A 21686-nucleotide genomic window follows, 5' to 3' on the forward strand; every position below is an offset into this window, starting at 1 on the left:
ATACCTCTAATCCAGGGGGCTGGCCCCCAGCTATTTATCGCGAAAGAGTGCTATCACAAGCAGCCTAGTAACGGGATTTCTGTATGAGTGTGTTTTCAAACTGCACTTTTATTGACAACTCCATACGGTATTTGTGAAGGACGGGCGGCTGGAGTTAGACAACAACCGGAGCGACGAGCGATCAAGCCTTTTGTGATTGGTCGAAAAAACTAGGTAGTTTTCCATACGTCCAAGTGAGCGAAGGTCAGCGCCCTCACATAATGTCTGATCGAGACGGGAAAGGAAAACGGACTATAGCCCTACGAGTACCTGCGCTACGTGCTGGAGCAACTGCCACAGTTGCTCAGTTCGAAGGACGTTCAAGCGCTGGATGCGTTATTACTATGGTCTCCACCCTTGCCCGCGGAGCTGCGAAACCGCCGAATTCATAGAAACAATTGCAAATAGCCCCGATTCACTATGGAATTGAGGCTATTTGCATTCCCTCGTCTAATATAAGCATCTCCTGGAGTTAACAACTTACCAGCTAGTCCTTATTTGACGCTTACAATTATTAATTAAGTCAAAAGGGTACGTGCCTCCCTCTCCTTCCACTGTTTGATTCAATTCATAAAATTCAGTAATCGCTCTTTGAGCGCGTCTACATTCTTCTTTTCAAACTCACACTGCCAAATAACAAGATATCTCCAACCCTTTAATTGTAACTCATCATAACTGTCGCTATCACTCATTCTATTGTTAGCTAACTTTTCTTGCCAAAACTCATAGTTTCGTAAGGGTAAAGATCCCCAAGGGCAATCATGTCCATGCCAAAAACATCCATTAATGAAAATCGCCCTTTTCAAAATCGGATATACGATATCAGGTGAACAATTTAAATCAGAAGTAGAAAAGCGATATCGATTGTATCCGAGTTTGCATAGCAACACACGGACAAATAGCTCTGGTTTTGCACCTTTATATCTCGCAGTTCGCATAATCTGAGATCGTTTTTCTTCGCTAGAAAGATTTGGCATAAAGATTCCATCTAAATGTTCTTTAATACATAAAGCTTGCTGTTTACAGAACTCTGGCGGCAAAGCATTTCCAATCATCAACGCGAGCGCGCCTCTTGAAATATTCAATGGGAACATATAATTTATCGGAAAGGTTTGGAGCAATGCTGCTTCTCTTGCTGTTATTGTTCTGTTTTCCTTCGGATGCAAAAACCGCCCCTTAGATGGATTAAGACACCCTCCCGTTATCGTTGATGAGACATCGTCCCAGCGCAAACGTCCATACACATCCTTGAAGCCAATACCAGGTTGTTTATGACATTCTAAGGTGTACTCATCTGGCAGATCGCTTCTACTTCCTCCGTCATGTGGAGTAAGCTCAATTTGTCTTTGCACTTTATCAGTATGTTTTGGATAAATTCTATGAACCGGGTCGCTTGTTGTAACTGGATCCTCTAAGTTCTGTATAGTTGTCCGCACAGTTACTAAGTGACTTTTTCCAGGTTTTATCTGCACGCTACCGATTAATGAACCAAGCATCACCAAACGTTTTCTTCGCTGAGGCACACCATATTTCGCAACGTTGACAACCTTATAATCTATTTCATACCCTAATCGCTTTAGCTTTCTTGCCACTTGTTTGAAATCATCATACTCTATAAGTGCTGGAACGTTTTCAAGCATGATCGTTACGGGGCGCAGTTCTTCAACAAAGCGATAAAACTCATGAATCAGTTTGTTTCGCGGATCACTAATTGCCCCTTTTTTGTTTTTTCTCCTCATGGAAGAAAACCCTTGGCACGGAGGACATGCTGCTAAAAGATGTAAAGGCCCCCCCTTTAAAAGCTTAACTATATCATTAGTAGAGACGTTACGAATGTCATCGTGAAATAAATATGAAGTATCTTTGTGATTCATTTCATAAGCTAAAGCAGCATTATCGTCCAGTTCGATCCCCGCAATTACGTTAAATCCTGCTTGTCGAAGCCCTTCCGTCATGCCTCCACAGCCGCAAAACAAATCAACTGCCGTGTAATCTAACACTAATCATCACCCAGTCACCCTTTAGAAATCCATTCACTATAAAATCCAATATTCTTGTGATCAAACGTACCGATTAACATCGCACGGTCAAGTAAAACATTAAACTCTTCACAACTTGTCTCTGGCAAAAGCGAGCATGCGTGACAAGCAGCCATATTCAGAGCATCGCGTCCCTGCCCTTGCTCTGTACAAATGCAGACAGGGTCATTTGAACATATCACGCATCCTTCAACAGCCTTCTTGAATACCTTAGGCAACGCATCCGGTCTCCCTTGGCGAACCAAGCCGCCTAAAGTTCCTTCTGAATCACCAGAAGCGGTATAGATGAATATACCAGCCATTTCTTTTCCTTCTTCTTCTGACGCACAATAAATCCGCTCACGTAAAGACGCAACGTTATAGCCGCACTCAAAACTAAGCTGGCGGATCAGAACATGCGCCAGTGTATGCAAAAAAACAAATTGCGGCGATATAACTCTTGAAATCAATTCGCCTTTAAACGTTGATGAGTAGTTACCGTTTATCTCACGCCCCCTTTTTTGTATAGTTGGCTGAGTCTCTGTCCAATCATCAAGCGCTTTTTTGTCAAACTCTATAAATATCCCCTCTCCGCGCACTTCATAAGCGGGATACCAAGGAGTTTCTGGTTCTTTTACAGCCACAAAACCGGAAGTATTCTCTCCCGTATCCGAGGAATCGGAAGGATTAATCCGTGTAAAACCTGTAAGCGCGCGCACTTCTCGAATCTTATGAATGAGAGATACGCTTTTTAATCCAGGGATTTGATACTTTTTAATATCCATACCCTTCCGAACAAAATCGTCTGTATCCAGACTTGGCTTTGACACGATACCAGTAAGCGCATCAAACTCTTCTGCGCGGTATTTTACGCTGTCCGTTTGATACTTTAAATCACCTGCTTGGGAATGAAGTGTAAGTTTCCGCTCTATAATAGGTTTGATGATTTCAGTTGGAGCTAAGATTTGTAACGAAATGTTACTAGCCCACCTATCTAACTGTCTTTTTATGCGTTCATTAATTTCTTCATCGGAAGAGCCTTCTTCTTTATAGCCCGCGATTTTGATTTGACAATCCGAATAAGCAGCACTTTTTTCTATGGAATTGTTCAATTGATCCGAATATGGCGGTATTACTAAAGAACTCACGGTTTTAGGGAAATATACCGATGAAGCGCCTCTTTGCATGGCACGAGGATGTGTTCCGCATATAACTGAATGGTGCTTCCACGGTTGGTTTCCACTACATAAAAAATCATCTGCTCCATCCCGTTCATCTAAACGGGCAAAAATTGTAGCATCAAAAGCCTCATATAGCGTTGCTCTTGCCTCGCAATTAGTACATTTTAAGCTGATACCCTCTAAACCTGCAGTAGCTGTTGTTCCTGTACTTAAAGTAAGTTGTGGATTATCGCAAACCTTTTTAGGGCCGCCATGTCTTCTGCGATGCGTCCACCTTACCCAAGGAAAGTCATCTATATGACCGTGCTCACACACTACAACAATACGCGCGACAACAAGATCTTGCGGACATTCAGAGCAACGCGGCGTTTTCATATAAGGATCGCGATCTAATTGTTTACTTGAAGACTTTCTTTTGTATTCCTTATACCAGTCTTTGATGGGTTGAAATCGCCGGCATTTTGGACAAAAATACCATTGGGGGAATCTGACATAAGAAATTCCCTCACGAAATTGCGGTTCATCACTACCGCCTGGCATGCCTAGATAATCTACTCCAAGGGCTCGCTGGAGACGCTCATCATAAATTCGAATAACTTTATCAGCCCAATACTCAGGGGCAGCCGTCATCAACGTCTGGTCCGGAAAATCAACCATAGCGCCCACTCCATATTGAAGAATAGCTTGAGAACTCCGAACGTTATACTTAATCCGCTCTGATGGATTGGCAAAAACAATTCTGTCTTTAGGAGAAAGCATATGGCTCATAGTTCATCCTCCCAAACCAATATATTTGCAGCAATACTCTGATCTACATTTCGCATCGAGGTCATTGTCTCGTAAGCCGGATCGCTTGCAGATGTTCCGAATACCTTTAATAGTCTCTTTTGATCACTAGCGGGAGACTTCATCATGAAGCGGTCGCCATAATAAAAATTTTGTCCTCCAGCAATTTTGACACGCTCATGCCATTCCGAGACAACTTCATTAATACGCGATTCAATTTCATTCTTATCGTCTTCAAGTTCTCCCCATGTTCGAGTGTTAATTTTATCCACCCGCTCAAGAATGTAGGCGCGTATTTTTTCTAAATCGTCTTTCAAATACTCTGGATTAAACATTGCTGCATCTTGATCGTTTGAAAGTCCGTATAAATGCCTCACCATAGATACAATAACCGCATGTAACGCTCGATCACGGGCAGGTTTAGAGAAAGGGGTAGCTCCTGTCGGCTCTACAAAACGATAAAAAGACTCGTGGTAAGATTTGAATTGCTCATAGTGTGAACGATCTCTACTTTTGGTGCCATCGTAAAGAGTGATAGCCAGGCCTGGATACGAACGCCCTATGCGACTAGAAGCTTGTATATATTCACTAGTTAACTTGGGTTGTCCCACAATGAGCATCACATTCAATCGAGCCACATCCACGCCAACCGAAATCATGTTTGTGGCAAGCAAGGTGTGAATCGCCCATTTTCTATTGGCTATGTTATTTTGAGAGTATTCAACCCGTTCCAGTTTTTCCAATGTTTCATTCAGTTCGGATGTAGATATTCTACTTGTTAGTTCCGAAGCTTCGCCTATCACCCTTCCACGGCTCAAGCCAAAGCGATAAGCTGTTCTCTTAATAAAATCCTTTACGTCATCGTCAATCATTGTCCGACATTTTCCCAAATCCCTTAAACTATTAAAATAAATCGCCAATGTCCATAGTTTATCCTTGACTTCATCAGGGATCTCCATCATATCTACGCGCTGCAAAATCGCTGCAATAGCTCGTATCTCCATCATAGCTTTTGTCTTACCCGCAGGCATAATACCGATATATATACGTCCATATTTTTGTTCTTCCACAGAAATCTTTGCCTCACGCGCAAAATATGAATCATCAGCATTTAAGCCAGATGGCGGAAACTGACGCACTTCTCGATTATATAATACTGAGCATTGCTCCTTTGCTCTACGAATGGTAGCCGTCGAAGTAATAATTTTCGGCTTAACGCCTTTTGCCGAACACAGAGCGTCTACTACAGTTTCGTATAATCCAACCATTGTACCCAATGGTCCCGAGATCAAATGCAGTTCATCCTGTATAATGAGTTCCGGAGTCCGATCTTGGTTATTTAATCCGGTTGCAAAAAATGATCCGACATCGTTTTTCCACGGCAGCATAGCAAACTTATCCACTGTACCAAACAGTAAAGTGGGCGGTGAAGCGTATAGTTCTTCGTCGACTACCTGAATAGGAAGTTTCAAGCTGTAGTCACAATCATCTTGTGGACAACAAAGATAAAAATGTTTATTATTTCTAAGCCGATAACCCCATTCTCCGATGACTTTACCTTCTGGGCTTACGTCCTTAACCATTTTTGTCCCGCACCAAGGACATTTCAAAATCTGGAACTTATTATTTCGGTCTTTTGCATACCGGACTTGTGAAGCGTCCTTGGCATTACGTAGTTTCTCCAAATGCTCTTTCGCTCCATATGAATCTTTTGAACCTACATTTTTGTTAGGGGTGTGGTCGCCACCTATCCACAATCCAATAGAAATCGCTTCCTTGCCTAGTGGATACGCCAAATATTTCTTCTTTGATAATGAGTCTTTGCGAATAGCTTCGCAAGCGCATATCAATGTCGCCGCGCGAACAAATTGTTGCGCGGCCAAAAGACGTAACGTATAACGCATGATGACCGTTGTCCCACCCGCACTTTCAGGAAACGCCAATCGTCTATAGAAGATTGTAAAGGCGGTTAGGCCCAAGTATGCCTCCGTTTTGCCGCCACCGGTAGGAAACCAGATTAAGTCTACAATGTCGCGTTCTTTACAATCAGGGTTTACAATAGATTGAATACTCATAAGAAAAAAAGCAAGCTGAAACGGTCTCCATTCATATAAGTCTCGTTCTTCATAGTAATCTAGCGACTTAATTTGCTGCTGGAGTTCATCATCACCAGGATATTTATCCTTTTCTTGAAACTTAAGATGGATACGTTGCATAAACATTGCTCGGTTCGCCAATTGAAACGATTGTGCAATCATTGAATTCTCTTCTAAAAGACGCAACCCTGCATTCATGCGTTCACAAGCTTCTATACAGTTGGCAATATGTTCTTTCGCTTTTTCTTGAAAACGTACTGCGACCCGGCTCTTGTCCGTACTCATTTTAAGCAACTCATCTATCCACTCTGAGTAGGAATCGACAAGCGTTCTTATTGTAGAAACTTTTTCCCCTACAGTAGCAGGGTGTAGGTCGGATAAATATTTCATAGAAAGACATTTCTGGTTTACTGAGGAATTCGCAATGCCAAAGTCCATTTGTGGAACTTCAATTCGCGGAAAAAAGTCTGTAGCGATATAGCCTAATCCGCTGCAGTTGATATCCCAGCTTACGGATGTCCCATGACCAGTGCCATACACTTTTCTATTACGATATAATAGAGCTAGGGATTGTTCTTCTTCATCCTCACTGTGTCCATTGGAAAGTCGTGTATACTCACAGAATCGGTAAGGAGTATCTTCAGAAACAGCAACTTTGATTTGAGGCTGGAAAATCGAGTTCGTGCCATTATAGCTTCCATAAACGTCATTGACCATCATAATTGTGATGGAGTAAATTTCCGGGGCAATCTGCTTCCTCAATGCAGAAATTTTAACGCTCGTACCATCCACAGCACTCTCATTCACATAATCTAACGAAGTAAAATTAATATCAACATCTATTTCATGGGGAGTTCGTATAAAACCATTTCGTCCAAACTGGTTACATAGCGTAATCAGCGGTTCTTTTAATGCAGCGCCTTCCGTAAGGTTTTCATCACTGTTGAAAATCTGATACACATATTTCTTTTGTAAAGGCTGTATAAGCTTTAATAGCAATTTTTCACGATCAACCTGAACATATTGCTGGAATTGCACTGGAAGTTCATAACTATCATCAGCAGCAAGTTTAAATGAAACGGCACAATCGGATAATAACGGCTTTTTATACGTGCCAAATTGGACATTAGCAATTATATGATCGCTATTGCCATGGACGAAAAAAGTAAACCCCATTGAAGACGGCATATTTTGTGCAGATAAATTTATTTCTTCATCTAAAGATTCTTCATCAGGAATGTTGACAACTTCTTGATGTTTATCGGAAACTGGTTCCAGCGGCAAAGCAACATCTTCTACATCGTCAACATCAGTAAAACTATTCTCTCTCGGCCTCGCACTGTCGTTATTATCGACCATGTATTTTTCTTTCTGAGGAAATAGTATCCCGACTGAATAGCGCACTTCTGGTAAATCGGTTATTATTTCATGCGCTTCATCCGGTATTGAATGCTCCGATCCAGGACCTAGCAGTTCTTTACGAAATTCTTCAATCATCCGATTACGCGCAGTGTAAATTTGTTTTTTGATTTCTGCAGCGGCCATATAATAATTCCCCCTTGTTTTATAATGCATAAGGACGGTTAGCATAAGTGACCGGAACCAACACATTGGCAACATCCACTATTGTTTCAATTTGAACAAATTGAGATAAGTTGTCTAATTCTTCTCTAATGATATCTGAGAAAAAATCTGTCTCATCAAATTCAGATTGAAAATTTTTAATAATGCTTTGACCAATAAGTTTTAATATTTTTACCCGCAACTTACGAATAGCATTACACGCCTCATGGAACGCTTCAGGAGAAGCCAGCATATCTTGATCTTCGCAAATAAGGGCTATTTGATAAAATGAGTCTTCCTCTCGAGGAGCAACAATCCTACTCTCGGGATTGAGCCAAGTCCTTAATGTAACGGCATGTTTTGGCGTACCATACTCCTTCATTAGATCTGACAAATCTTGAAATGAAAGATTATTTACTTCTTTAAATTCTAGCAACCTCTCTTTCCAATGCTTCGATTTACGAAAAGCTTCCTTGGTTTGTTTATTTGAATCTGCAATTCTTTTCACGATCTCTTCAATAATATCCTTTTTTTGATCGCTATTTCTTGTGAATAAAAGCATATCTCCCGCTTTAATGTCTCTAACAGAGCTCTCAGTAACCATCATTTGATTACTGTCAAATATATATGGGGTAAAATACTTGGTGAAAAGGATCGATTCACCTTCTGTCGTTGTGGCAATACGAACAATATCCGCTTTAACTGACGCCCCTCCGGAATCAATGGATGTCAATTGCAATGCAGTTTGTATGGTGATCTCGTCTAAATAATCATCTAACTCTCGAGTGTTCATTAAATCCAGGTCTGACTCCTGTTCTTCAATAAGTTCATCTGTAATTTCATACTTTATTGCTGACCGGATATTTAACATATGCTCTCTTTTTTCGTGTATCTTTTTTTGATATGTAAATAATGGACGTTCATGTGGATACAATAGGCACTCAATGACTGGAGCAACAAAGGTAGAAAAAATAGAAAACCCTCTAGCTCCCAAGCACCCAGTAAATAACACATAATCATAATTACCCTTATTTTTAAAAGCCGCCATTGTCTTTATATGCAAATTACCAGCATTATTTATATCCAGGGGCAAAAGTGCTTTTAATATAGAAACATGATATAATTTGGGAACCAGTATTAACACCGTTCCATTTTGCAATGCGCTCTTAAGTGTTTCTAACAAAGGCTCTTTTTTGGGGTTTCCTGTATTCACACCTTGGTAAGCCTTTTTAATCACATGAAAAATACTCAAAATCAATTCGGATAATTTGCCAGTATATTTATGAGCGACGCTCCCTAAAAAATGCATTTTCTCTGAAACTGATGGACACTCGAACTTCTGATTTTGCCGAGCCTCCTCAATCTCAGTTAAGGAAAACGTTACATTAGTTAAATAATTCAAAAAGGAATAACTCTCCATAACAAATCTATTTATTAAATCATCGTTCTGCACAAGATGCCGCACAGTAAAAATATTCTGGCGAAATCCTTTATAGTCATTAAAACTTATAATTTCGTCCACATTACGCTCAATGACTTCCCTAATTAACATATTAGTAACCTGAGATTCCATTTCGGCATTAAGGAAACCACTGATGTCTGCAGGTAAAGAATAAGACAATAACATATCCTTGGTGCAAGCGAAAATGCTCGCATCTGGGTATGTTTCACAAAGGCAGTCCCCCTCCTCAGTAATTGATAACGACATTAGCTTCTTTTTTAGACTCTTCTTATTAATCAAATCCGGCAATTCAGACTCGCCGTTTTTAATTAACGGGCCTCCTAAAACAGCAATCGCAAAAATTTGTCTATCTTCATCTTCGTATACAAAATCTCTGGCAATAGAAACCTTATTTGTGAACTTAAGAACAGGATTGCTTTTCCCGGGATTGCCGCGATAGGGGTATTCATTATTTTCAGAGTAATATGATACCGATATTAGATCGGTAATGCCTATAATGTTGTTTTCGTAACATATTTGGAGCTTATTCACAAAATTATCAGCAAAATTTCGACTACATACTACTATTCCCGCTCTTCTGTTTACCCCCGCTATCTTGGCTCTGCTTAGTCCAAGGACCGATTGCAAAAAATCAATTCTTGCTTCAGTGTCTGTTCGAACACCTCGGCCATCCAATACTGTTGCTTCGCCATAATACGGCTTTATTGTGTAAAAAAAATTGGGCGCGACAGTCGCAGTGATAGGTGAGTAGTACTTTCCTTTTGAAGACCCATATCGAATTCTTGCAAAACCATTTTCATCGAGCCCTAAAAATTCGGCTCTAGTTTTATCCTTGTAAATAATAATGTCGCCTGGATTAAGCGAAGAAACCAATTCTTCTGGAGTTGTTTCGTCGTAAAGCAAACAAGACAAGGATATATATAATGTTAACAATAGATCAAATATTGATGAACCAGTATGATAAATAATTCCACTATTTTTTTCTGCGTCATCGATCAATTCCGCAATGTAATCAGTGAAAGTAGAGATTAAAAGACCTTTGGAGATCAACTCATTTTCAAACAAAATATCACATTGCTTCATCACGTTTAGTACCGGATTTTCAGGCATTGGACCCTCCGCCAAGATGACCTTCACAAAATCGCTTGCTTTTGCGCCTACGATCATCAATTCTCCCCATATACTCTTTCATCCCCAATTTAATCATGCTTCCTGTCATTACCCAAACTTCTCTTCATATTGTCCGATATCTTAATGAATAATCCATTTCTGTCATGTCTGCTCATCTGGAGTCCCCATGCTTAACTAATTTCTCTATCTATTATTTCTACACTCTTCCCAAATTTTCCTGCTCATTTCGACACATTTCTTAGTTCATTTTACCTATCTCCTCTCATTCGATTGAAATAAAGCCCATAACAAAAACCTCCGCTATGACCAATCAGCGAAGGAATCTCTGCTTTTCGTTCTATTCAGTCTATAAATTCTCCGGTATCTCAATTTGCATTGAGAGATCCGTTTCTACAGCCGCTACCCGCTCATTATATTTGCGCAACAAATTCAAGAAACCTTGCGTGAGTTCATTTTTCCGAAATTGACTGATTTCCTCAATGTTTTGACCGACGAAAGTCTCAATGGAGAAAATCCCGATCTGAGTGACGTTCAAAGTTTCCGCCATTTGTTTTGCCGCCATCGTCTTGGATTCGGGCACAAGTAGAATAGCACGATAGCCTTGGCGAATATTATTTTCGCACTTGCCAATAACAGCGGGCATTGGCGCAACAGTCACATGAAATACAGTGTCATTGATTAGAAAGTCTCCCGGTCTTCCCAGTTGTTGATCCGCAGTTGTATACGAATGATTCTCTACCTCCAGATCAGGAAACCGATTGGAGAGTTTAGCGCCAACCAGATGCTGCGCCACCGCCCCGGTAAGCTTCCTTTCCTCTGCCGCGGCTAAAATATCGGAGATAATTTGATAAGACGGCTTGATAAGTAAAAGTTCAACCTCGATTCGTTTTCGATTAAAGTACCCTTTCACTCGATCAACAAGCCAACCTTGCATCTGATCAATAATCAAATGTTTCTGCGCATCGTCCAACTCCTGCAATTCGCTAAACTCGACGTTTAGTTTGGCGACAAATTTTTCAGCGGCCGTTCGCGTGCCTCTTGTCGTTCTTCCGCCCTCTGCCGCATATTTTCTCGTTTCGCCATAGCGTTCCAATATTTTCTTGATTAACGCTCCGCTCGTTTTTACTTGATTTTTGGCTGTTATGTAGTCCGATTGCTGAAGCGGAAACGCGTCTCTGGCAATCTCCAACACAGCCAGACCCGCGCATACCACGTATCGTTCCGGCTCTTCGTTTTCATACCATTGTTTTAGAATATCCATCGACTTCTGCTCCAAGGCTTCATGCATTGACTGCGCTCCCCCATCTTTTAGCCAAATCCTCTGCATTTTTTAAATGGATTTCGATCGTTTCGGAAACATCACAATGATGGGAGGGTTCCATCAGCGCAATCTTTTTAGCCAACGGCGTCAACAAATGATCAGACAACCAAGAGACGCAAGGAACAGCAACCCCGTCCCCCATGGCCATATAGGCAGCGTTATACTCATTTGGCAACACAAATTGTTCCGGCATACCCATTAATCTCGCCAATTCTCTCGGAGAAAGCAAACGCGTGCGAACTTCTCCGTTTTCCACAATCATCACGCTCTGTCGACTAGAACCTCCTTTAGGAGTTCGCAGGCAACCTGCAATGCCGTCGAAACGCACTTCCGCTCGTTGCTGACCGTTTCGCGTACGCTTGTATAAGAAACCAATAGAGCGTTTATTGAGACGTAGGCACTCATTGACTTTGCGGCGATTCATCTCTGTCATCATCGCAAGCATCCGCTCAGTTTCTTCATCTGAGTTCCATTCTACCCCGACGGGCTCTTCCTCAATAATCTGGTCTACGCTTATGACATCGCTCATATGGTCAGGAAGATTCCACCATCTCCATTTGGCTTGCAAAGATTTAGGCAACGCGCTAAAGGCATTAAATACAGATTCGTTTGTCCATTTGCTTGCTGAGCCATGCTCAGAATAAAATTCGCTACAATCGATCCCAATATCCACAGCGACTACAAAAACTCTTGGTCTTGATTGCGGCAAAAATCGCTTGGCGTCCATAACAAGCGCGCCAAATTGAAGACCTAGCGAAGCGAGCGCTTCGCATAAAGCGATAAAGTTTTCCGGCTTTAACAAACCGATTACATTTTCCAAAACAATCATTGGGGGACGCCCGTTTTGAGCGGCCATGTCCTTCATAAGGTTCCAAAACGCCCAGAACGTTCCGCTTCTGCCGGCGGTAATTCCTCCGCCGTTTCCGGCTAACGACAGATCCTGACAAGGGAAGGACGCCCAGGCCAACACAGCGCCTTCAGGCAAATCATTGTGTCTAATACGAGCGATGTCTTCAACGACCAACTCGTCGCTGCCATAGTTTCTTACATAGGTCTCAGCCTTTTTTACATCGAAATCATTCGCCCATATGCAGCGCCAATCCTTGTCCAATCCTTTTCTAGCCATCCCAACGCCAGCAAAAAACTCATAGTAATTCAGCTTTACTTGAGATGCCATTTTATTTGCTCCTTTACTAAAGCCAGAACACGCTCTGACGTTTCCCTAAAATTAGTCTTCATCTCATGTTCCCATACCCGAATGACAGTCCAATTTTCATTTTCATAAAATTGGGTGGTCTCCTGATCGCGTTCCTTGTTCCGATTAATTTTTGAGGTCCAATAGTCCCTATTGCTCTGCGGAATCCTGCAGTGTTCCTTGCAACCGTGCCAGAAACAGGAATCCACAAAAATAACAGTCTTATATCTCTTAATTGCAAAATCAGGCTTGCCTTTGAGATCCTTGACATTTTTTCGATAACGAATGCCGTTTCTCCATAATTCTTGAGCAAGCTTTTTCTCCAATTTGCTACCGCTTGATCGAACCGCCTTCATAATCTCGCTGCGTTTCTCTTTTTCAAAAGAATCTGTCATGAGCCGCCCCCTAAGGATGGGCTACCAATTTAACAGCCGCTTCGGGTTCTTTGACATTCAGCGTTCCTGCGTCTAAATTGCACAACATCTCAACATATTCTTGCGGCACGCCGCTCTCGTGAATAATCTGCAGTTCATTCTTCACATTATTTTCAAACAACAATTGAATGCTTTTTCTTAAAACTGTCGGTTCCGGAACGGGTATCGCATCGTCTAAGGGTTCTTTTACGCGCATGCGTTTCATGGACATTTGTTTAAACAGCGACGTATATTTGCTTTCCGTAATCAATCCCAGGTCCTTGCATCGATAGATCATCGCGGCTATCGACACTTTCCAGTATTTCTTTAATTCCACAAAATGCAGCAATGAGGTTGACGTTACAGTCTGAGCGAACGCCTCCGCGGGCAACAAAAAAGCGGAAGCAAAACGATTTGCTTGCTCCTCTACTCTTTTAAACTCCTCTTTGGAAAGGAGATCATTATTGACATCTTCGTGCATAAGACGATGACCAAGCTCATGAGCCCCGTCCAGTTGCCGTCGAACCGCAGACTGCTTATCGTTGCCCAAAAATATAAACGGCCGCCCTTTGCGATGTTGACAAAAGGCGTCGATCTTCTCGCTGTTCATATGAATAGAAAAAACCATAATGCCGTTGCGCTCAAGCAAATTGACGATGTTAGCAATCGGCTGGTCTCCCAGCCCCCAATGTTTTCTTGTCTCTCTGGCTAATTTTTCAATAGAGAGTGCGTCCCACTGGCAGTTGTCGAGCGATTTGGCGCTAGGCAAATTAAGTGTAGGAAAATCGATATAAGTCTTCAAATAATCAAATAGGTAGCCTGCCAAATACGATTTGTTCAACTGCATTTCTCGACTTTTTTTGGTGGCAGTTGCGTTTGCCCTAAAAAAAGTGTTCCCTACGTAATGATCGCTTTTCCCAAAAAAGAAATTTTTCGGAAAACGCAGTTCATGAATGAGCGCCATCATATTCTCGGCCTTCGGAATGCTTTCCCCGAGCTCAAACTGTGAGATTGCCTGCTTACTCACGCCAATTCGATCCGCCAACTCGGATATGCTTAATTCGCGAACCATTCTTGCTTCGCGCAGTCGTTTTGGATTAAAGACGCGTTCATTCACATCCATAAACTCCTTAATCGAAATTATTTGTTACTACGAACCGCCCTTTCCTTTTCTTGCAGCGCTGCTGGAGTAAGGGAAAGAGAAATATCCGTATCATCATGCATGGGTTTAGGAAATGAAACCACTTTACTAGCCTGAACGACTGCTTGTCCAGTCATTGCTTCGTTGAAGAGCCATAGTTCCTGATTTGGCTGTAGCGCCCCTTCAAAAACAATTTCCTTTTCCCGATCATAGCTGACAATAAGACCAAAGGGCAAATGGTCAATGCCAAAAGGCAATGAAGGCTGATATTCAATATCCATTGCCAGATCTTGAATCGTTGCTCCCATTGCCAGCAGTCGATCCACGTTTGTCATGGCAAATTCCCCCCTGAACAAACAAGGCTCGAAATCTTTGCCGCTAGGAATTGGCAACACCAACGCGGCAACGTTTCTTTCTTGATCCCGCGCCACAATATACGGGTAAAATCCCGCTTTCCTATGTTCAACGTTCATATTTACATGCGAATTTTTTAAAATCTCATTTTCAACACAGGTATTGACTAACTCGTATAGAAATCTGATAGAATACGTTATCGTTGAAGTCTTCGGCATCGCTTCCATTGTTTGTGTAAATAGTCGCTTCCCTTCGGCTATACCGGCCAGTATGGCTGTGCGTTGACTATCTGTAAGGCGACAATCTTCAACAACTGCGGCTGCGCGTTCGTTCATGGCTCTAGTTCCACCCCCCAAGTTCTTAGTTGTATTATTTACCTTTTTATATCATTTGTCAAGTATAACTAGATTAGGTAGCTATTAAGTCTAGTCCGATTAGTGATAAAACTGAAAAAGGAAAGGGACTCTTGTTCATCTCCCTTTCCTCCGCATATATGGTTATTGATTTTCAGGAACTTGCGCTTTCTTAACTTCGTCCACAGGCAACTCCAGTGCACCTGCTATTCTTCAGAACATTTTCAACGTTCATGTCATAAATAGCATAAGAACAATGATTCTAGTATTTTAAAAATCACTCGTCATATCCATCCACTTCAAATCCAGAACAACCGAAACCTTAATCGTATCTCGCAGCAGCTTATTTTTATAGTCACTGTCATCCTGCGCAAAGGAAAAATAATTCGCCGGATGCTGAAAGCTGTAGACTTCTAGGTATCGACTCGACATATCCCCACCACGCACTCCACATGACTCGTCTGAGGAAACATATCCACCGGAGTAACCTCCACAGCACGGTACCCGCCATCTTCCAATATCCGCAGATCCCGCGCTAGCGTAGACGGATTACAGCTAACATAAACAACCCGCTCCGGCTTTATTTTCAGAATGGTATCCAGCAGCTCCGGGTCGCATCCCTTACGAGGTGGATCAACCACAATTACATCCGCCTGGATGCCTTCCTTGCGCCAGCGAGGAATGACGACCTCCGCCGGTCCGGCTTCAAATTCGGCGTTGTTGATGCCGTTCAGCTCGGCATTGCGCTTCGCATCCTCAATCGCCTCCGGGACGATTTCGACGCCGTACACACGGCCTGCTGCGCGAGCAAGGAACAACGAGATAGTGCCGATGCCGCAATAAGCGTCGATCACATTCTCTTTCCCCGTCAATGCCGCATACTCCAACGCCTTGCGATACAGCGATACGGTTTGCGCGGGATTCACCTGGTAGAAGGAACGAGCCGAGATCGCAAAGCGGATTCCATCCAACTCGTCATAAATCACCTCTTTGCCCCAAACCACTTTTGTTTCATCGCCAAAAATGACGTTTGTGTTGCGTTCGTTGACGTTATGCACGATGCTTTTAAGCCCCGGCAAGGCGGCTCTTAAATGCTCGATCCATTCCGGCTGGCGCGGCAGACGGGTGGTATTGGTAATGAGCACGACCATTTTTTCGCCCGTCACGACCCCAACACGCACCATCACATGGCGCAACACGCCTTCGCCCGTTTCTTCGTTATATGGTTTCACGCGCAACTCGCGAGCTATTCCCTTTACGACCCGAACGATTTCATCATTTTCGCTATGCTGAATGAGACAATCATCCATATCGATAATCCGATGGCTGCCTCGCTCGTAAAAGCCCGCGATTAAGCCCCCGTCAATGTCAGATGCGCCAACAGGCACAGCCGCTTTGTTCCGGTAGCGCCATGGCTCGTCCATACCGATGGTCGGCATTACTTTGACAGCATTCAAAGGCTGGTTTGGAGCCGTCTCCGCTGCCTGCGAGTCGGCTGGAGCTTCACCTTCAATGTGCAGCTTCCCGATCCTCCGCAGGTTGTCCACGACATGCTGCCGCTTCCACTCAAGCTGCGCAGCATAGTCCATATGCTGAAGCTGGCAGCCTCCGCATTCGTCGTAAATTGCGCAAGGCGGCTCCAATCTATCCGGGCTCACCTCAAGGATGGTTTCCAATCGTGCGTAGCCATATTGCTTTTTCATTTTCGTGACGCTGGCTTTGACTTTTTCGCCAGGCAAAGCGCCCTGCACAAAAAGGGTAAAGCCATTGGCGCGGCCTACCCCTTCCCCGTCATGCGTCAAGCCGATAATATCCATTTCGACCTGCTCATTTCTATCAAAAGCGTTCGTCAGTTCAACGTTCCCGCCGCGGACATTCTTCTGAGATGATCGCAGGTTGCTTTGCGAGCTGCCAAAGCTTTTCGCAGCTGGTGCTTGGGTCGCCGGTTTAGCAGCAATGTTGGCCGATTTTGTGTCAGTGTTCGCTGTACGGACTGTTGACTGTTGCTTACCCAAAGTCTTCCCACGTTTGTCGTCACCAGCAAGCCTACTGCGTCCTTGCTCAGGCTTCGCGTCACGCTTTGCATTGCCATGAACAGGCCCAGCCCCTCGTCTGGCTCCACTCTGTGCAAACTTTGCATCACGCCTAGCGCTTCCTTGCATAGGCTTAGCCTCACGTCCAGCGCCACTCTGCACAGACCTCTCCTCACGCTTCACTCCGCTCTGCGCAGGCTTTGCTCTACCGCTGCTTTGCATCTGATTCCGGGACTTGCCCGGTGCTTGCCCCGTTTTTCCTGATTGCTTTTTTTTCATGTAAATCTCCGTTCTATCCAAAGTCGGGATGGACGCATAGGAAGCATCAAACCACAACATGCCGAGGACGTGTCTGAAAACTCAACTCAAGGACATCTATCACCGTATTTTCGCCCCCTGCTGCGTTGCATTTTCTTGACTTACCCTCGGTAAACCTTCGAAAAAGCACCTTGCAGTAAACAAAAATCCAACAATACCTGCTCCCTGCGGAGTTTTCAGACACGCCCAAGACATGTTCTGAAGTATATAACCAACCGGAAATAGTTTAACCCTTATAGGTCGAAACGCCCGTTTCATCCGTAAAAATCTGCAGATGCGACGGCAGCACCGAGAAGGTGCATGGCAGCACGCCGCCATATTCGCCGTCCAGGTTAAGCTGGACGTAGTCCGGCGTGGTTACTTTAAGGTGATTCGTCCGGAAATGGATGACATGCGAATCGTTCAAATGTTCGCCGCGCAGCGCAAGGGACACCAGCCGGATAAATTCCGCCAGGTTCATTTTGCGGATTAACAGCACGTCCACCAGGCCGTCGTCCAGCTTGGATTCCGGAGCCAGACGTTCAAAGCCGCCTACCGAGTTGCTGTTGCAGATAAGGAACATCATGAACTCGTCATGAAAGTTTCCCACGCCAGCCGCTTCGAAAACAAGCTCCGTCGGGCGTAGCCGGGTCATTTTCTCCAGGCCCTTCATATAATAGGCCAGCTGCCCGATCATCGTTTTCAGCTTGCTGGGCACGTCATAGGTCAACTCAGTCAAGGAGCCGCCGCCCGCAATATTGATAAAATACCGGTCATTGGCTTTCCCCACATCAATGGGTCTTGTGTATTGGCCGATAATGAGATCGCACGCATATTCCCAATGCTTGGGGATACCGGTCGCCCGGGCAAAATCGTTGGTTGTTCCCACCGGCAGAATGCCGAGCGGAGGACGGTTCGGCTTATCGGCCAGTCCGTTGATGACCTCGTACAAGGTCCCGTCGCCGCCGGCCGCGATAATCATATCATAGCCGCGCTCGGCCGCATCCGCCGCCGCCAGCGTCGCATCGCCTTCGCCAATGGTCGCGTGGCAGGTTGTCTCGATGCCGCCTTGATCCAGCCGCTGCAAAATATCGGGTAATCGCCGCTTCATTTCTTCGCGGCCCGACGTTGGATTATAAATCAATCTAGCCCGTTTCATCCCGGATTATTCCCCTTTCTCAAACACGCGGCGCAAGCCACTCACGGAATTGCCGCTCCAGCCAACGTTCGATGGCGGGATTAGGAAGCATCGCCTTGCCGTTATATCGATAGTCTGCCCCTGCAAGCCTTTTAGGAATAACCTTATCCGTAAAATAACCCTGACTCAAAAACAACGGAACAACGATGACGTCTTCCCCAGGATTTTTTTCCTGCAGCTCCAGAAGCCTGGACATGGCTTGATCCGGCAGCAGCATGGCATAAGACACACGGGCAAAGCCGCCAAGCTCCGACAATCTTGTCGCCATCGCCTGCAGACCTTGCGTCCAGCGCTCGTGAAACCCCGGCTCTATGCTGCCGTGTCCAACCAGAAGCAGAGCCTCGCGGGCAGGCTCCTGCGAAAGCTCGGCAATGTTAGAGAGCAGCAGCTCCGCGATTTCGGTGTCGTCGTCGATCGGCGCGCCAAAAAACACGTTTGCGGACACTACAAAAGTGCCCAGCTCGTTCTCTTGTTCCGAGAGCTGCGGCAAACCAAACGCTCCTCCGATTTCGTCCACATGCGTGCTGCCCGAGGAAACGAATAACGGCACAACTAACATATCCGTGACGCCTAATCTCTCAAGCTCGTTGATTCCATCCTGAATAAGCCTGCCATCCACAATTTCCAAAAATGCGGACACGACAGGCACAGTGAAGCCCGCGGATGCAGTCTTCACGGCTTCATCCACCAGCTTAACCCAGCGGGTCTCCTGCGAGCCGTGGCTGATGACCAGAATACCGTATTTTTTCACTTTTGTATTCCACCCTATTTGCCTATTCTCTCCAACGTCATTTTATACCCGTCATTGCCGTAATTCAAACAACGTTTAACGCGGGAAATCGTTGCAGTGCTAGCACCTGTCTCCGCTTCAATCTGGTTATATGTACTCCCTTTGCCCAGCATTCTCGCAACCTCAAGACGTTGGGACAAGGACTGGATTTCGTTAACGGTGCACAAATCATCAAAAAATATATAACATTCCTCTACCGATTTCAAAGTAAGAATCGCTTCGAATAGTTGATCAATTGCTTTATCGTTCAGCTTCTTGAGCTGCATGTGCATTCACTCCCATGATTACTCGATGTACTTATTGTAGCCGTTTATGGGCATTTATTCAAACATTACCGTGTTCACGCATTGAAGGCGGAGAGAAAAGCCGGGCCAATGACCACTTTTTTTGCAAAAGTCGGGACATCAGTCCAATCCTTATGTTTGCCTACACCATAAGCTATTAAAAAAAGGGTTGTGATTCTGTTGAATGATCCTCGTTACCCCGGACCTCGCCACCACGAAAACAACGGCCAGGGATACGGGCAGTCTGGCGGCCAGCGTCAGGACCAAAGCCGGCCTGGCGGCCACGGGCTGGCTTTCGGACAGTCCCGCGGATACGAACAGGGATATAGCCAGTCTAGCAACAACGGCCATTACGGGCAGCATGGAAGCTTTGCTCAGGGGCCATCCAGCAACCATCGTCAGGGCCAAAATCAGCATGGCCCGCATTATCCCGGCTTGCATGGTCATTTTGTCAATCAGGGCGATACTCAGAGGCAGTCGCCCCCGAGAGCCCATATTTCCAGCCAGTCAAGCCAAAGCCTGCTGCCTGCCGTTGTGCCTCAACAACAGCACAGCTTGACGGAGGTCAACCCTCAGGCGACCTCTCAGTCAGGCGGAGGGTTTTCCTTGGCCAATCAACTTTCGAAGCTGCCTAACCTGACGGAGATCAAAGGTTTTGTCGACCGGATGGGCGGCATCGACGGCATTTTGACCACCGTCACCAAAGTGCAAAAGGTAGTCAGCAGCGTCACCCAAATGGCTCCTATGGTCAAAGTATTGTTTGGCTCTTTTGGCAAAAAGTCGTCAGCGTCATCCGATTCTGACAGCAGCGTTCAAACTCCAAGACGTCGCAGGCGACGCCGGAGCGGTTCAGGCACGGCTAGACCCCGCACGGGATCAGGCCGAAGACGCGGGCGGAACGGGCGGCGCCGGTAATGCCGCCCCTCAAATGCTCGATCAGCCCCATTAGCGGCGGCAACAAGCAAAGGACAGCTCCCCCGATAAGCCATTCGCTTATTGGGGTGACGCTGTCCTTTGCAGGTTTAGCCTCGTTAAATCAGGAAAAGCATATGGATCAGCCAGAAAACAAGCATCGCCACAAGAACTGTAATCGGTATGGTTATCACCCATGCGATGACAATACGTCCCGCGACGGACCAGCGCACAGCCGAGAAGCGTTTGGCGCTGCCTACGCCTAGAATGGAGGACGTAATGACATGCGTCGTGCTGACCGGCAAGTGAAGAAGAGTCGCCGTAATAATAACCATCGCCGAACCCATATCCGCGGCAAAGCCGTTAATTGGTTCGATTTTGAAAATTTTGGTGCCCATCGTTTTGATGATCTTCCAGCCGCCAATCGATGTTCCAAGCGCCATAGCCGTAGCCGCGGAGATTTTAACCCAAAGCGGAACTTCCATATCCGACTGAATTTCAGCCGCGACCAGGGCAAAAACGATAATGCCCATCGCTTTTTGCGCATCGTTGGTGCCATGAGAATAAGACTGGAACATAGCGGTAATGATCTGTCCGAAGCGGAACCCTTTATTGATCTGATGCGGACTGGATTTCGCAAAAATCCGTTTCAGAATCCACATGATGATAAAACCCGCGGTAAATGCAATCAGAGGCGAGATCAGGAGCGCCTTCATAATGTCAAGCAGGCCGCTTGAGTTGACTGCGCCAAGGCCTGCGCCCGCGATAACGGCGCCCGCTAGGGACCCGATCAGCGCATGGGAGGAGGACGACGGAATGCCGAACCACCAGGTTACAAGGTTCCAGATAATCGCCGATACCAAAGCGGCAATTACGATTTCAACCCCGTATTGCAGCTCGGCGGGATTGGCCACCCCTCCGCCGATCGTTTTGGCCACGCCCGTAAACGTCATGGCTCCGGCAAAGTTCATCACAGCCGCCATCAATATGGCGACCCGCGGCTTTAGCGCTCGGGTGGATACCGAAGTGGCGATCGCGTTAGCCGTATCGTGAAATCCGTTAATAAAGTCGAATGAAAGGGCCAGAAAAACGACGATCCAAAGTACATACAATTCCATG

General features: G+C 45.0%; 17 protein-coding genes. 1 reads left to right on the forward strand and 16 read right to left on the reverse strand.

Translation table 11 applies throughout. The annotated features are described in order from the left end of the window. Positions 1-602: 602 nt before the first annotated feature. The 15 genes from vsr to ACX93W_RS25110 all read right to left on the reverse strand — a co-directional run bounded on the left by vsr (position 603) and on the right by ACX93W_RS25110 (position 19637). A complete protein-coding gene (gene vsr / locus ACX93W_RS25040) occupies positions 603-2039 on the reverse strand; it encodes a DNA mismatch endonuclease Vsr (protein WP_459395102.1) in 1437 nt (478 codons plus the stop codon). Positions 2040-2053: 14 nt separating this feature from the next. Next, entirely contained in the window at positions 2054-4006 is a 1953-nt protein-coding gene (drmB, locus tag ACX93W_RS25045) for a DrmB family protein (RefSeq protein WP_459395103.1), read from the reverse strand. Continuing rightward, on the reverse strand, positions 4003-7665 hold the full coding sequence (locus ACX93W_RS25050) for a helicase-related protein (protein WP_459395104.1): 3663 nt from the start codon (positions 7663-7665) through the stop codon (positions 4003-4005). Before ACX93W_RS25050 ends, drmB begins: the two co-directional genes overlap by 4 nt. A 19-nt stretch (positions 7666-7684) precedes the next feature. Then, the gene (locus ACX93W_RS25055) at positions 7685-10312 is read right to left on the reverse strand and encodes a DrmE family protein (RefSeq protein WP_459395105.1); all 2628 of its coding nucleotides are present in this window, start codon (positions 10310-10312) and stop codon (positions 7685-7687) included. Between the two features lie 310 nt (positions 10313-10622). After that, complete coding sequence (locus ACX93W_RS25060; RefSeq protein WP_459395106.1) at positions 10623-11564, reverse strand: DUF4928 family protein; 942 nt, start codon at positions 11562-11564, stop codon at positions 10623-10625. Further along, positions 11557-12774 (reverse strand): DNA cytosine methyltransferase, encoded by a 1218-nt coding sequence (locus ACX93W_RS25065; RefSeq protein ID WP_459395107.1) that lies wholly within the window; start codon positions 12772-12774, stop codon positions 11557-11559. Before ACX93W_RS25065 ends, ACX93W_RS25060 begins: the two co-directional genes overlap by 8 nt. After that, a complete protein-coding gene (locus tag ACX93W_RS25070; RefSeq protein WP_459395108.1) occupies positions 12759-13187 on the reverse strand; it encodes a very short patch repair endonuclease in 429 nt (142 codons plus the stop codon). Before ACX93W_RS25070 ends, ACX93W_RS25065 begins: the two co-directional genes overlap by 16 nt. Before the next feature lie 10 nt (positions 13188-13197). Further along, positions 13198-14322 (reverse strand): helix-turn-helix domain-containing protein, encoded by a 1125-nt coding sequence (locus ACX93W_RS25075; RefSeq protein WP_459395109.1) that lies wholly within the window; start codon positions 14320-14322, stop codon positions 13198-13200. 23 nt (positions 14323-14345) lie between these two features. After that, a complete protein-coding gene (locus ACX93W_RS25080; RefSeq protein ID WP_459395110.1) occupies positions 14346-15035 on the reverse strand; it encodes a hypothetical protein in 690 nt (229 codons plus the stop codon). A gap of 288 nt (positions 15036-15323) precedes the next feature. Beyond that, positions 15324-15485, reverse strand: a complete 162-nt coding sequence (locus tag ACX93W_RS25085; RefSeq protein WP_459395111.1) for a hypothetical protein — start codon at positions 15483-15485, stop codon at positions 15324-15326. After that, positions 15467-16870 carry a 23S rRNA (uracil(1939)-C(5))-methyltransferase RlmD gene (rlmD, locus tag ACX93W_RS25090; RefSeq protein WP_459395112.1) on the reverse strand — a complete coding sequence of 468 codons (1404 nt, stop codon included), beginning with the start codon at positions 16868-16870 and terminating at the stop codon, positions 15467-15469. The genes ACX93W_RS25085 and rlmD overlap by 19 nt, the downstream gene beginning before the upstream one ends. Positions 16871-16902: 32 nt before the next feature. Beyond that, positions 16903-17241, reverse strand: coding sequence for a hypothetical protein (locus ACX93W_RS25095; protein ID WP_459395113.1), 339 nt, complete (start codon positions 17239-17241; stop codon positions 16903-16905). 389 nt (positions 17242-17630) lie between these two features. Next, a complete protein-coding gene (locus tag ACX93W_RS25100) occupies positions 17631-18542 on the reverse strand; it encodes a diacylglycerol kinase (protein WP_459395114.1) in 912 nt (303 codons plus the stop codon). Positions 18543-18561: 19 nt separating this feature from the next. Next, positions 18562-19332, reverse strand: a complete 771-nt coding sequence (locus tag ACX93W_RS25105; RefSeq protein ID WP_459395115.1) for a sirohydrochlorin chelatase — start codon at positions 19330-19332, stop codon at positions 18562-18564. 14 nt (positions 19333-19346) lie between these two features. Next, positions 19347-19637 carry a YerC/YecD family TrpR-related protein gene (locus tag ACX93W_RS25110; RefSeq protein WP_068683041.1) on the reverse strand — a complete coding sequence of 97 codons (291 nt, stop codon included), beginning with the start codon at positions 19635-19637 and terminating at the stop codon, positions 19347-19349. 198 nt (positions 19638-19835) lie between these two features. On the opposite strand from ACX93W_RS25110, the gene ACX93W_RS25115 reads away from it, so the two are divergent. Beyond that, a complete protein-coding gene (locus ACX93W_RS25115) occupies positions 19836-20570 on the forward strand; it encodes a hypothetical protein (protein ID WP_459395116.1) in 735 nt (244 codons plus the stop codon). Between the two features lie 116 nt (positions 20571-20686). On the opposite strand, the gene ACX93W_RS25120 is transcribed toward ACX93W_RS25115, so the two are convergent. Continuing rightward, entirely contained in the window at positions 20687-21685 is a 999-nt protein-coding gene (locus ACX93W_RS25120) for an inorganic phosphate transporter (RefSeq protein WP_459395117.1), read from the reverse strand. Position 21686 lies beyond the last annotated feature (1 nt).

The sequence above is a fragment of the Paenibacillus sp. CAU 1782 genome (assembly GCF_054551715.1).

Excerpts from the sequence above, each read along its gene's own strand:
- ACX93W_RS25085 (WP_459395111.1), bottom strand. The coding sequence starts at position 15,485 with ATGTCGAGTCGATACCTAGAAGTCTACAGCTTTCAGCATCCGGCGAAT.
- ACX93W_RS25055 (WP_459395105.1), bottom strand. The coding sequence starts at position 10,312 with ATGATCGTAGGCGCAAAAGCAAGCGATTTTGTGAAGGTCATCTTGGCG.
- drmB (WP_459395103.1), bottom strand. The coding sequence starts at position 4,006 with ATGAGCCATATGCTTTCTCCTAAAGACAGAATTGTTTTTGCCAATCCA.
- rlmD (WP_459395112.1), bottom strand. The coding sequence starts at position 16,870 with ATGGATATTATCGGCTTGACGCATGACGGGGAAGGGGTAGGCCGCGCC.
- ACX93W_RS25120 (WP_459395117.1), bottom strand. The coding sequence starts at position 21,685 with ATGGAATTGTATGTACTTTGGATCGTCGTTTTTCTGGCCCTTTCATTC.
- ACX93W_RS25110 (WP_068683041.1), bottom strand. The coding sequence starts at position 19,637 with ATGCAGCTCAAGAAGCTGAACGATAAAGCAATTGATCAACTATTCGAA.
- ACX93W_RS25070 (WP_459395108.1), bottom strand. The coding sequence starts at position 13,187 with ATGACAGATTCTTTTGAAAAAGAGAAACGCAGCGAGATTATGAAGGCG.
- ACX93W_RS25080 (WP_459395110.1), bottom strand. The coding sequence starts at position 15,035 with ATGAACGAACGCGCAGCCGCAGTTGTTGAAGATTGTCGCCTTACAGAT.
- ACX93W_RS25050 (WP_459395104.1), bottom strand. The coding sequence starts at position 7,665 with ATGGCCGCTGCAGAAATCAAAAAACAAATTTACACTGCGCGTAATCGG.
- ACX93W_RS25100 (WP_459395114.1), bottom strand. The coding sequence starts at position 18,542 with ATGAAACGGGCTAGATTGATTTATAATCCAACGTCGGGCCGCGAAGAA.
- ACX93W_RS25065 (WP_459395107.1), bottom strand. The coding sequence starts at position 12,774 with ATGGCATCTCAAGTAAAGCTGAATTACTATGAGTTTTTTGCTGGCGTT.
- ACX93W_RS25060 (WP_459395106.1), bottom strand. The coding sequence starts at position 11,564 with ATGCATGAAGCCTTGGAGCAGAAGTCGATGGATATTCTAAAACAATGG.